The 12,933-nt window shown below is 31.4% G+C and carries 10 protein-coding genes; 7 read left to right on the top strand and 3 right to left on the bottom strand.

Annotated elements, in window-relative coordinates:
- Nucleotides 1-13: 13 nt before the first annotated feature.
- The 7 genes from rbfA (at nt 14) to D3P13_RS02430 (ending at nt 9,926) form a co-directional block, all read left to right on the top strand.
- On the top strand, nt 14-406 hold the full coding sequence (gene rbfA / locus D3P13_RS02460; protein ID WP_117879708.1) for a 30S ribosome-binding factor RbfA: 393 nt from the start codon (nt 14-16) through the stop codon (nt 404-406).
- 1 nt (nt 407) lies between these two features.
- Complete coding sequence (locus D3P13_RS02455) at nt 408-1,607, top strand: ABC transporter permease (RefSeq protein ID WP_117879707.1); 1,200 nt, start codon at nt 408-410, stop codon at nt 1,605-1,607.
- A 96-nt stretch (nt 1,608-1,703) separates the two neighbouring features.
- Nucleotides 1,704-4,085, top strand: coding sequence for a GAF domain-containing protein (locus D3P13_RS02450; protein ID WP_117879706.1), 2,382 nt, complete (start codon nt 1,704-1,706; stop codon nt 4,083-4,085).
- 6 nt (nt 4,086-4,091) lie between these two features.
- Complete coding sequence (locus D3P13_RS02445) at nt 4,092-5,291, top strand: Pycsar system effector family protein (protein WP_117879705.1); 1,200 nt, start codon at nt 4,092-4,094, stop codon at nt 5,289-5,291.
- A gap of 18 nt (nt 5,292-5,309) precedes the next feature.
- Nucleotides 5,310-8,987 (top strand): metallophosphoesterase, encoded by a 3,678-nt coding sequence (locus tag D3P13_RS02440; protein WP_117879704.1) that lies wholly within the window; start codon nt 5,310-5,312, stop codon nt 8,985-8,987.
- Between the two features lie 50 nt (nt 8,988-9,037).
- On the top strand, nt 9,038-9,547 hold the full coding sequence (locus tag D3P13_RS02435) for a phosphatase PAP2 family protein (protein ID WP_232829114.1): 510 nt from the start codon (nt 9,038-9,040) through the stop codon (nt 9,545-9,547).
- 160 nt (nt 9,548-9,707) lie between these two features.
- Nucleotides 9,708-9,926 (top strand): hypothetical protein, encoded by a 219-nt coding sequence (locus D3P13_RS02430; RefSeq protein ID WP_117879703.1) that lies wholly within the window; start codon nt 9,708-9,710, stop codon nt 9,924-9,926.
- Nucleotides 9,927-10,034: 108 nt separating this feature from the next.
- Here D3P13_RS02430 and dusB read toward each other — a convergent pair whose 3' ends face one another.
- The 3 genes from dusB to D3P13_RS02415 form a co-directional block, all read right to left on the bottom strand.
- The gene (gene dusB, locus D3P13_RS02425; RefSeq protein ID WP_117879702.1) at nt 10,035-11,027 is read right to left on the bottom strand and encodes a tRNA dihydrouridine synthase DusB; all 993 of its coding nucleotides are present in this window, start codon (nt 11,025-11,027) and stop codon (nt 10,035-10,037) included.
- A gap of 38 nt (nt 11,028-11,065) precedes the next feature.
- Nucleotides 11,066-11,467 carry a DUF4345 domain-containing protein gene (locus D3P13_RS02420; protein WP_117879701.1) on the bottom strand — a complete coding sequence of 134 codons (402 nt, stop codon included), beginning with the start codon at nt 11,465-11,467 and terminating at the stop codon, nt 11,066-11,068.
- Between the two features lie 149 nt (nt 11,468-11,616).
- On the bottom strand, nt 11,617-12,843 hold the full coding sequence (locus tag D3P13_RS02415; RefSeq protein WP_117879700.1) for a M28 family peptidase: 1,227 nt from the start codon (nt 12,841-12,843) through the stop codon (nt 11,617-11,619).
- Nucleotides 12,844-12,933: the final 90 nt, after the last annotated feature.

Raw genomic sequence — 12,933 nt, 5'->3', positions numbered from 1 at the left:
CTATTTTTGCATTATGGAAACAAATAGACAGAAAAAAATAGCCGGTGTTTTACAGAAAGATTTGGTTGATGTGTTACAACATGCTGCACAAGATGGCATGAAGGGCATAATAATATCAGTCACCAAGGTTAATGTTACTTCTGACTTGTCTGATGCTAAAGTATATTTAAGTATTTTTCCAACAGAAAAAGGTGCAGAATTAATAGAAGGCATTAAATCAAATACACCATTAATTAGACATGAGTTGGCTAAACGAACAAGAAATCAATTACGCCGTATGCCAGAATTGAGCTTTTATATAGATGATTCATTAGATTATATTGAAGGTATAGATAAATCACTAAAGGGTAATGTGGAAAACCCTATAAAGAATCCAGATATTTTATCAAAAAGGCAAAAAAGATAAATTGCAATTTCCTCTATACATAGCTAAGCGATATTTATTTTCTAAAAGTAGTAATAATGCAATAAATATTATTACCATTATAGCAGCTACAGGTGTCGTTGTTGGTACAATGGCTTTGTTTATTGTGCTGTCAGTTTTTTCTGGTTTAAAAGATTTTAGTTTAGATTTTATTAGAGTTTCTGACCCTGATCTAAAAATAAGTGCTTCTGTAGGAAAGTCATTCTTGTTCAATGACTCCATTGCTGAAATAGTTAATGACAAAAACATTAAGAGTTATAGTAAAGTAGTAGAAGAAAGAGCTTTTTTTAGTTATAATGAAAAGTCGCATATAGCGAGTATTAAAGGAGTTGATGATAACTATTTGTCGGTAAATAATATTGATACAGCAATCTATGTTGGAGAATGGTTAGATAAAGAAATTGTTCACTCGGCTGTTATTGGTAATGGTGTCTCAGCAATTTTATCGTTAGGCACATATGATTTTACAGAATCCTTAAAGGTTTCAGTGCCTAAACCAGGTAAAGGTTATGTAAGTAATCCTAAAACAGCGTTTAACACTTTAAGTCTGCAACCTACAGGTATTTTTAGACTGACGGAAGAGTTGGATAAAAATTATGTTTTTGCTCAATTACAAATCGTACAAAGTTTATTAAATTATAAGCCAAATCAAATTACTGCAATTGAATTGAAATTGGAAAATAATGTAAATAGAAGCGAGGTAATTGAAGTTTTACAACAAAAATTAGGAGATAAATATAAAATTCAAACCAGAGAGCAACTCAATGCCGTTTTTCATAAAATGTTGAACACAGAAAATTTAGTTTCTTATTTAATTTTTACATTAATTTTAATTATTGCTTTGTTTAATGTTATTGGGGCTATTGTAATGATGATTTTAGACAAACGAGAAAATTTAAAAACATTATTTAGCTTAGGGGCTAGTTTAAGCGAGATAAAAAAAATATTTATTTATCAAGGTTTTTTACTGTCTTTCTTCGGGTTACTATTAGGCTTGTTTTTGGCTATTTCTTTTGTTTTATTGCAAAAGTACTTTGGGTTGATAATGATTAATTCATCATTAGCATACCCTGTAGAATTCACTATTTTTAATGTGCTAATCGTATTTTTCACCATATTGGCCTTAGGATATTTAGCCGCTTTGATTGCTAGTTCTAGAATTTCTAAAAAAATTGTTTCTTAGTTTAAAATTGTTATTCCCTTTTTGTTAGGATTCGTGCTCGCTAACGTCTATACCTAATATATATTGTGTAAATTAGTAGGTTCAAATATTTTAATTATGATTATTCAACAATCTGTAAATTTAAAAGAGAAATCTTTTCCATTACAACTACAAATAAGTTTTGAAAAGGTTTATACTTTTTATCAAAAGTATTTGAATAATAAAGAACACCCCTTTTATAATTCGGCAAAGGAAATTGTTGGGCATTTGAGTAAATATCCAGAATTGATTGATGGCTTCACAGATGAATCTTTATTAATTAAGTACAAAGACCAAATTGATTTAGCCTTGGATGGATTGTTTCCTGAAATATTAACGGATAATGAAATAAAAGCAGCTAGTATTCCATTTTCATTTACAACTTTTAAGATTTCTAATAGGTTTAAAAATATTATTAATAATTCTGGGGATGATTACCAATTTAGTATCAGAAATTTTCATGATAATGAGTTGTATATTCAAGGCTGTGTTATGATTTTGGCTTATTGTTATGGATATAATATAGATTTAAAACGTCCTTTCTTTTATGATATTCCTGATGTAAATACAGGAGTTACAAAACATTATAGAGTAGCTCTAAATGGTGATTTTGCTGATATTATTCCTACGGAAAATGCACCAAAAATTACAGAAGAAGATTTTAGATTATTGTTAGATAATTTTAATAATATAGAAGTTTGGAAAGAAAAATTCCCTCCAAATAGTTATATATACAAAGGTTTTGGAATAATGAATCTTTTTGACGTAACCCAAGATGAGACATTATCATCATTATCTAATAGCTTATTAAGACAAGACAATAACCTTATTGGTGATTTACGTAAATATCTACGTGAATTCTATAGTATAAAAGATTTAAAACTTGGGTTTTCAATATTTGACGCTATAAATATTAAGTTGTGCGAAACCAATATTAAAAAATCAGATAGTTTAATTCTTGAAGGTAAAAGTGTTATTAATTGTAAGGATTATTTTTGTGATGGAATAATGAACAGTGTATTTGTTAAGCACGAAATTGTAACAATTTCTGATGTTGAGAAATATGGAAAATCTACTAATGAAAATTCTTTTTATAAAGACCTTAAATCTAAAGGAATTCAAAGTATTATATTAATACCTATAAAGGCAACGGAAAATAATGATTTGGCTTTATTAGAAATTGCATCACCTAGGCCATATGAATTAAATTCAATTAATCAGAATAAGCTAAAAGACATAATTCCAATTTTTGAAGCTGCTGTAAAAAGAAATTCAGAAGAGCATCAAAATATTTTGGAAGCCACTATTCAAGAGCATTATACCTCAATTCATCCTACTGTAAAATGGCGTTTTTATCAAGCAGCTGAGAATTATTATGGTGATAAGTTTAAAGGGATAGAAAGTCCTAAATTAGATGATATTGTTTTTGATAATGTATTTCCATTATATGGGCAAGCTGATATAAAAGGGTCTTCTATTGCACGTAATGATGCTATAAAAAATGACTTATCAGTTCAGCTTAATCTAGCATCAAATGTTTTGAATAATGCTTGTGAAGTTGAAGAAATACCAATTTATGACGAGCTAATGTTTCGTGTTGAAGAGTATTTAATAGATGTTAAAAAAGGGTTACATGCTGGAGATGAGATAGCAATACTTGATTTTTTAAAACGCGACATTTATCCGGTGTTTAATCATATAAAAGGAATTAATTCGGAGTTAGAAAAATCAGTTGATATTTACATGGATCGATTAGATGAAAATTTACATGTAGTATATGAGCAACGAAAAGCTTATGAAGAGAGTGTTACAATTCTTAATGAGAAACTAGCCGATTTTATAGACAAAAAGCAGGAAGAAGCTCAGGCAATGTTTCCCCATTATTTTGAAAGGTACAAAACTGATGGTGTGGAATATAACATGTATATAGGTCAATCATTGGTTCAAAATAAAGAGTATAATTCGTTATATTTATATAACATGCGTTTGTGGCAATTGCAGCTGATGTATGAAATGGAAAATCTTGCTTTTCAGTTGAAAGGCACGTTAGATCATGAACTTGAAATTGCCTCATTAATTTTGGTACACAGTAATTCTTTGGCCATTAAATTTAGGATGGATGAAAAGCAATTTGATGTTGATGGAGCTTATAATATTAGGTATGAAATTATTAAAAAACGTATTGATAAAGCGAATATAAAAGATACTACTGAGCGTTTAACTACTCCAGGAAAAATAGCGATTGTTTACTCTCAAGATAAAGATGCTAGAGAGTATAAAAAATATATTAAATATTTACAATCAAAAAACTATTTAGGTAAATTAGAATATTTAGAATTGGAAGATTTACAAGGTGTTTCTGGCTTAAAAGCTCTCCGAGTTGAAGTTCTTTATAAAGAACAATTTAATGAGAAAACTACCATTACCATTGATCAATTAATTGAAGACATAAAAGCCTAATTATCTATGGATATTTTACAAAAAGTTGAGGCCTATGTTGTAAATCAACTAAATGAACATTTATCAAGTGTATATATTTATCACAATTTAAGTCATACCCAAAGAGTTGTAAGTTCTGTTAAAGAACTGGCTTTAGGAGAGCAACTAACACCTGAGCAAACGCAGATTGTTGAATTGGCAGCATGGTTTCATGATATTGGATTTATTAACGGATATGAAGGACATGAAATTAATAGTTCAGAAATAGCAAAAGATTTTTTAGAGCGTCAAAACGTGTCGTCTGAAATTATTTCAAGTGTACAAAAATGCATTTTGGCTACAAATATGGAATCGGAGCCTGAAAATATTTTGGAAAAGGTCTTACTTGATGCCGATTGTGCTCATTTAGGAAATAGTGTGTTCTCAGAAGTGAATGAGTTGTTACGAGAAGAATGGAACTTATCTAACTCTAATAACTTTACCGATTCTGAATGGATTGTTGAGAATATTAATTTTTTTACTAGAAAGCACCGTTATTATACAAATTATGCCCGAATTAATTGGCAAAAAATTAAAGATAAAAATTTAGCTAAATTATATAAATCTAGAAAAAAAATAAAGCAAGCGGTAGCGAAAGGCAAAATGAAAGCCGGAGAGTATAAATTAAAAAAACGTAAAGCCGAAATTCCTGAACGTGGCATTGAAACCATGTTTAGGGTAACCCTTAGAAATCATATAAACTTAAGTAACATTGCTGATACAAAAGCCAATATATTATTGTCAGTAAATGCTATTATTATATCAATGGCGTTATCCAATTTAATTCCTAAGCTAGATAACCCGTCAAACCATTACTTAATTATACCAACTGCTATTTTTGTCTCATTTAGTTTAGTTTCTATGGGGTTATCAGTTTTAGCTACAAGACCTAATATTACGAGTGGTAAGTTTACCAAAAAGGATGTTGAAGATAAAAAAGTGAACTTGTTGTTTTTTGGTAATTTTCATAAAGTGAAATTGGAAGAATTTGAATGGGCAATGGGAGAAATGATGGAAGATAGAGACTATTTGTATTCATCAATGAAAAAAGATTTATACTTTCTAGGCTTGGTTTTACATAAGAAATATAAAATACTAAGGGTTACTTACACTATATTTTTGATTGGTATTATTATGTCAGTCATTGCTTTTGCGGTTGCATTCAGAACATCCGGTGTTACTATTTAAAAATAGAATAACAAACATATGAGGTATTATTACAAATTTGTATTGTTCTTTGTTGCTGTGTTTTTATTAAATGCTTGTGCTACCTATAAAACTCAAATTAAAAAAGGACTAGTAAGTTCAACGTTTCCAGAAAAAGAAATTCAGCATACTTTTTACTTAATTGGTGATGCCGGTAATTCTGAAATAGGGACCTCATCTGCCGCATTGCAATCTTTTAAAAAGGAAATTTCAAAAGCAGCTAAAAATAGCACGGTTATTTTTTTAGGAGATAATATTTATCCCAAAGGAATGCCTAATAAAGAAGGTAAGAATAGAGCTTTTGCAGAGCATCAATTGAATATACAAACCAGTGCAGTAGAAAATTTTAAAGGTAATACCATATTTATACCAGGCAACCACGATTGGTATTCAGGGATAAAAGGTCTTAAAAGGCAAGAGGATTATATTGAGGAAATTTTAGGAGATCAAACCTTTTTACCTGAAAATGGTTGTCCAATAGAAAAAATTGATATTGATGAAAGCACAGTATTAATTGTTATAGATGGAGAATGGTATTTAACAGATTGGGATAAGCACCCCACAATTAATGATGATTGTGAAATAAGAACGCGAAATAAATTTTTTGAGGAGTTTGAAGGGTTAATTAAAAAATCTCAGGGTAAAACTACGCTGGTAGCCATTCATAATCCAATGTTTAGTAACGGGCCTCATGCCGGGCAATTTGACTTTAAATCAAATCTAAAACCATTACCTATTTTAGGAACCTTAAAAAATTTAATTCGAAAAACAAGCGGAATTTCTCCTGCAGATACTCAAAACAAGAATTATAATTACCTTATAAAAAGGATTGTAACCTTAGCTCAAGAAAATGATAAGGTAATTTTTGTTTCTGGTCATGAGCATAACTTACAATATTTAAAGAAGGATAATTTACCGCAAATTATAAGCGGTTCTGGCTCAAAAAATACAGCAACACGTAATGTTTCGGCAGAATTTACATCTAGTGATTCTGGGTATGCCATCTTAGACGTTTTTAAAGATGGGGCTTCTTTTGTTCGCTTTTATTCGGCAAATACAAATGAAATAATATTTCAAACTAAGGTTTTAGCTTCAGATAAATCGAATCAAGTAGAAGCTTATAACAAAGACTTCCCTGTCATCGTAAAAGCTTCCGTTTATACCGATGAAGAAGTTAAAAAGACTAAATTTTTTAAAGGTATTTGGGGAAAAAGATACCGTAAGTATTATGGTGCAAAAGTAGCGGCTCCAACTGTTAATTTAGATACGCTGTTCGGAGGGGTTACGCCCATAAGAAAAGGGGGTGGACATCAATCTAAGTCACTTCGTTTAATAGATGGTGAAGGCAAGCAATATGTAATGCGTGCTTTACGAAAAAGTGCTGAAGTTTATCTACAGGCGATGGCTTTTAAAGATCAGTATATTATTGGAGATTTTGAAGATACTTATACCGAAAGTTTATTGCAAGATTTTTATACAGGTTCACATCCTTATGCTCCTTTTACGACAGGAGAATTATCTGATGCTATTGATTTGTATCATACCAATCCTGTATTATATTATGTCCCAAAACAAAACGCATTAGGAGATTTTAATAGTGATTTTGGTGATGAACTATATATGATTGAAGAGCATGTTGGCGATAGTCAGCAAAATCTAAAAAGTTTTGGATTTGCAAAAAAAATTGAAAGCACTGATGATTTGTTGAAAAAATTAAGAAAGGATGAGAAATATGTAGTTGATGATGTAACTTACCTAAGAGCTCGGCTATTTGATATGGTTATTGGCGACTGGGATAGGCATGTAGATCAATGGCGTTGGGCAGAATTTAAAGATAAAAAAACAGGCAGGGTGATTTTTAAACCAATACCCAGAGATAGAGATCAAACTTTTTCTATAATGGGCGATGGAGCCTTAATGCAAATAGCTACCCGAATTACACCGCCATTAAAACTAATGGAAGGCTTTTATGATAACATAAGAAATGTTAAGGGGTTTAATTCAAGTCCTTATTCTTTAGATATGATTATAATTAATAAGACGGATAAGGAACAATGGATAGAGCAGGCAGAATTTATTCAGAAAAACTTAACCGCTGATGTAATTGATAGAGCATTGAACATGATGCCCAAAGAGGTTCACGATGAAACCGTTTTAGAGATCAAACGCGTTCTGTTATCAAGAATCAAAAACCTTAATAAAACCGCTGATGAATACTATAAAATCATTAACAAATTTGCAGTGATAAGAGGAACTGACAAAGATGATTGGTTTGATATTGAACGGCTTCCAAGTGGATTAACAAAAGTAGTTGCCTATAGAATTAAAAATGGTGAAAAAGGCACTATTTTTCATGAAAGGATATATGATAAAAAAGACACTAAAGAAATATGGATTTATGGACTTGACGATGATGATGTATTCAAAACCTTTGGTGATGGAAACAATCTTATAAAAATTAGAATAATTGGCGGTCAGAATAATGACACGTATAATGTAGAAAATGGTAAAAGAGTTAAGCTCTATGATTATAAGTCAAAGAAAAATGAATTCATAACGAATAAAGGAAGTGTTAAGTTAACGGATGATTACGAGACAAATGTTTATGATTATACGAAGCTTAAAAATAATATAAATCAATTTATACCAACCGTTGGTTTTAATCCTGATGATGGGGTCAAGATAGGGGCCTCAAATACGTATACAACATATGGTTTTGAACGCAATCCTTTTACCGCTCAGCATATCCTTTCGGGAGCTTATTATTTTGCGACTAATGGATTTGAAATAGGGTATCATGGCGAGTTTTCAAATGTTATAGGAGCATGGAATTTAGGTTTGGATGCTAAAATGACAAGCCCAAACTATAGTATTAATTTCTTCGATTTTGGTAATGAAACCAGTAATCTGAATGCACTAGATGAAGATAATTTTGATATGGATTTTAACCGTGTTAAAATAAGTAGCCTTGCATTTAAACCTTCATTGGTGAAAATAGGTACCTATGGTACTCGATTTAAAGTTGGGGCAAGTTATGAGTCTATAGAAGTTGAAGAGACTTCAGATCGATTTATAAATATATTTTACAACCAGAATCAAATTGAAAACAGCATTCAATTTGTAGGTGTAAATGCTGAGTTTAGTTATGAAAATCAGGACAATAAGGCTTTTCCAACCTTAGGGATGAAGACCCTCTTAGAGGTAGGGTATAAGGCGAATATAGATGAGTCTAACGGGTTTAGTTATATTACTCCATCCATCGGTTTTGATTATAAATTAGTGCCTTCAGGTCAATTGGTGCTGGCAACAAAAATTAAAGGAAATGTTATTTTTGGAGATAATTTTGAGTTTTATCAAGCAGCTTCACTTGGAGCAAGTGACGGATTACGTGGTTATAGAAACCAACGTTTTACAGGGAAATCTTCATTTTATCAAAGTACAGATTTGCGATTAAATTTAACGAAGTTAAAAACAGTTATTTTACCCTTGCATATAGGGGTTTACGGAGGTGTAGATTATGGTAGGGTGTGGTTAGATGGTGAAGATTCTGATAAATGGCACAATTCTTATGGGGGAGGAGTTTTTGCAAATGCTGCTGACGTAATAATTTTTCAAATTTCAGTATTTAATGCGGATGAGGGAGCTCGTTTTTCATTCGGTTTAGGTTTCGGATTTTAGATATAATTTTTATAGAATAGATTCGTTTTAGTATCTTATTTCATCATAAAATGAAAAAGCTAATTGTCATTCTTTTTTTCACTCTCTGTTTTCAAAATTCATTTTCACAAAGTAAAACTGTTCAGACTACTGGAGATGTATTAGTTTATGCGATGCCTGTTATGGCATTTGGTTCTACTGTTTTTAAGAAAGATTATAAAGGTACTTGGCAATTTACTAAAGGTGCCGTGCTAAATTTAGTATTGACATATGGATTGAAGCAGGTTGTTTCAAAACAAAGGCCAAATATGGAAAATGCAAATTCTTTTCCTTCAGGTCATACATCTATTACTTTTCAAAGTGCAGCTTTTATGCAGCGTAGGTACGGATGGAAATATGGAATTCCGGCTTATTTATTGGCAGGCTATACTGGATTCACAAGAATTCAATCGGATAATCATGATTTCTATGATGTTTTAGCAGGAGCCATTGTTGGAATTGGAAGTACTTATCTTTTTACTACACCTTATCAGCAAGAGCACATGGAACTGGCTTTAGCGGAAATAAAGATGAAGTTTTAATTGGATTTAAATTTAAATTTTGACATTAATTTAAAAATTTTATAATATTATTTTAAATTAACTAATGTTTAACGAAGTAAATTACTTATATTGTGCGAAACGATGTACATTGTCGCCAACAAAGATAAGTTTAATTTTGAAAAGATAAAGTAAGAGTATTATGGGTAGACCTGCAACAAAACCAAAGAAGTTAAGAGATGGTTATTATATAGAAATAAAAAATAAAAATCAAAAATCGGGAGGTATTAAAATACACCGAGAAAATATAAAAGAGTTAGTAATAGCAATTCAAGAGTACGAAAAAACTAAAGTTGTAACAGTTTTGGGTAAACTTGAAAATGGAAAGATGAAGGATATCGATCTTGCTTTACTAGCCTAAAGTAATTATTTCCTTATATATTTTAAAGGCTACCAATCATAAGCGAATATGTTTATGATTGGTAGCCTTTAGTTTTTCTGGTAATCCTATTTTATTGATAATAATCTCTTAAGAAAACTGATAATCACCAAATTGATGAATTACTTCATCAAAGATCTTAAAAACACCTTCTGAATCATCAGTAGTAACCATTTTTAATCGGTATTCTTTAAAGTGAGGAATGCCTTTAAAATAGTTTGTGTAATGACGTCTAGTTTCTACAATACCTAAACGTTCACCTTTCCAATCGATAGCCATTTGTAAATGTCTTCGGGCTATATCTACGCGATCTGCAATAGTTGGAGCTGGTAAATGTTCGCCAGTATTAAAAAAGTGCTTCACTTCTTTAAAGAACCAAGGATAACCTATAGTTGCTCTGCCAATCATAGCTCCATCTAAACCATATCGGTCACGCATTTCCATGGCTTTTTCAGGTGAGTTTATATCTCCGTTTCCAAAAACGGGAATGTGCATTCTCGAGTTGTTTTTTACTTCTGCAATCGGTTTCCAATCGGCATCGCCTTTGTACATTTGGGCACGAGTTCTACCATGAATTGAAATTGCTTTGCAGCCAACATCTTGCAAGCGTTCTGCAACTTCTACTATTTTAATAGAATTGTGATCCCAACCGAGTCTTGTTTTAACGGTAATTGGTAAATTCGTTCTTTTGACCATAGCTTCGGTCAATTTTACCATAAGGTCTATGTCTTTTAAAATACCAGCACCAGCACCTTTACTTACTACCTTTTTTACCGGACAACCAAAGTTGATATCAATAATATCAGGATTTGACTTCTCAACAATATCAATAGTCTGTAGCATACTTTCTAAATTTGCTCCAAAAATTTGAATACCAACAGGACGTTCTTTTTCGTAAATATCCAACTTCATCATACTTTTTGCTGCATCACGAATCAAACCTTCACTAGAAATAAATTCAGTATATACAACATCTGCACCTTGTTCTTTGCATAATGCACGGAATGGTGGGTCGCTTACATCCTCCATAGGAGCCAGTAGTAATGGGAAGTCGGGAAGTTCTATGTTGTCTATTTTAACCAAATGTTATTTTTGTGCAAAAATACATTTTTTCTAAGTAACTAGAATTCTAATCTTTTAACTGCTATAGATCTAAATACCCAAAGTCCATAAAAACCTAAAAATAACTCGGCAACGGTACCAAAAACGTAAGCAAAAGTAGGTGTACCATCCATAAGAATACTAATAAGCCTTCCGAAACCTAACCCTAGCATAAATATTATATTAGTGATGATGGCTGTTTTTAAATAGGCTTCTTTAAATGTTCCAAGAATCCATATTATTGAAAATCCCAAATACAATCCCATAATGGCTTTAAATTGACTGTGCTCATCAATAGTTTGTAAATGAATATCAAAATTTAAGTTGGGTTGAAATCCGTAAATAAATGCAACAGGAACAACAATGCATACAGAAATGATCAAATGAATCTTATTGATAAAATCATTCTTGGTTTTAAACATGTCGTTGAGCGTTTTGTGAAAAGACCTCATAGATTCGACGGTTTTAAGTCAGAATCTGTGAGGTCTACTCATTTGTAATGTAAATTTTTAGTTTGCCCTGATACTAAGGTGCTGTGTAATAAAGTCTTGATTCTTATTAATTATTTAACTTAAAAAGTAACTGGCTTTTCAATAGTTTTTCCGTTTCTTTCAATCTTCACAGTTGTGGTGTCACCTTCATTAAACTTTGACAATGCTTTCATATATCCCATCATATCAGTAATTGGGTTATCACCTAATTGGATAACAACATCGCCTTTTTGCAAACCAGCTTTTTGTGCAGGTTTTTCTTCGCTAACTCCATCAATTCGCATTCCCTTACCATCAAACATATAGTCAGGTACAACACCTAACGTTACTTTAAAACGCGGAGCTTCATCACTTTCATTTTTAGTTTTTCTAAAAGGTAATTTACCATTATCATCAAGATCAGTAATAATGTTGAAAATATAATTAGATATTGTTTCCATACCTTTATAATTCAATTTATCTGAATCGTCAGCAGGTTTATGGTAGTCTTCATGTTGGCCTGTAAAGAAGTGTAAAACAGGCATGTCATTTAAATAGAATGATGTGTGATCAGATGGGCCAACGCCAGACTCTTTAATAATCAGTTTGAAGTTATCGTTGTAAGCATTTACAATATGCTTAAAAATGGGTGAAGTACCTACACCATAAATGGCTAATGCATTATCTTCTTTTAAACGGCCAACCATATCCATATTAATCATGTAATTGGCGGAGTCTAGATTTATTGTTGCGTTTTTAACAAAATAATTGGAACCTAATAATCCCATTTCTTCACCGGAAAAAGTCATGATTAAATAGTTGTTTCCTGTATTGGTTTTGGTTAATTTTTCGGCTAAGTTTAGTAAAGTAGCTACACCACTTGCGTTATCATCTGCACCGTTGTGTATTAATTTTTCTTTACCTCTATACAAAGAGCCCTCTTGACCATAACCTAAATGATCGTGATGAGCACCAATAATAATGGTCTGCTTTGCATTGTTATTGATATATCCCAAAATGTTTCTTCCTGTAATGGCTTTGTTACTTGTCGTGTCTGAGAAATTAACTTTTCCGTGAGGATGCGTTTTAGGCGTAAAAGTAAAGTCTTGGAAATAGCCATTATTTCCTTTAGGTTCTAAGCCCATTTCTTTAAATCGCATAGCAATATATTCGGTAGCTAGTTTTTCACCTTCTGAGCCAGTTGCTCTGCCTTCAAGTTTGTCGTCTGCAAGATAAACAACGTCTTTATGAATTTGAGATTCTGTTTGTGCAGTGGTTTTGCCAACAAAAAGCAAAGTAAAAAAAGCAAAAATTAATATCCGATTCATCATAATAGTATTATTTTTGGTAAAATTAGGCAATAATTGCCATTTATTATAGCAATTATTTAATGGTATTTGAAAAAATCATAGTTTTAA

The organism is Aureibaculum luteum, assembly GCF_003449015.1.
Taxonomy (GTDB): Bacteria; Bacteroidota; Bacteroidia; order Flavobacteriales; family Flavobacteriaceae; genus Aureibaculum; species Aureibaculum luteum.
This window is presented reverse-complemented; position numbering and strand designations above follow the sequence as displayed.

What these genes read in the sequence shown, in the direction of transcription:
- D3P13_RS02445 (WP_117879705.1), top strand. Translation starts at nt 4,092, where the DNA reads ATGGATATTTTACAAAAAGTTGAGGCCTATGTTGTAAATCAACTAAAT.
- D3P13_RS02420 (WP_117879701.1), bottom strand. Translation starts at nt 11,467, where the DNA reads ATGTTTAAAACCAAGAATGATTTTATCAATAAGATTCATTTGATCATT.
- D3P13_RS02415 (WP_117879700.1), bottom strand. Translation starts at nt 12,843, where the DNA reads ATGAATCGGATATTAATTTTTGCTTTTTTTACTTTGCTTTTTGTTGGC.
- D3P13_RS02440 (WP_117879704.1), top strand. Translation starts at nt 5,310, where the DNA reads ATGAGGTATTATTACAAATTTGTATTGTTCTTTGTTGCTGTGTTTTTA.
- D3P13_RS02435 (WP_232829114.1), top strand. Translation starts at nt 9,038, where the DNA reads ATGAAAAAGCTAATTGTCATTCTTTTTTTCACTCTCTGTTTTCAAAAT.
- D3P13_RS02450 (WP_117879706.1), top strand. Translation starts at nt 1,704, where the DNA reads ATGATTATTCAACAATCTGTAAATTTAAAAGAGAAATCTTTTCCATTA.
- D3P13_RS02430 (WP_117879703.1), top strand. Translation starts at nt 9,708, where the DNA reads ATGGGTAGACCTGCAACAAAACCAAAGAAGTTAAGAGATGGTTATTAT.
- rbfA (WP_117879708.1), top strand. Translation starts at nt 14, where the DNA reads ATGGAAACAAATAGACAGAAAAAAATAGCCGGTGTTTTACAGAAAGAT.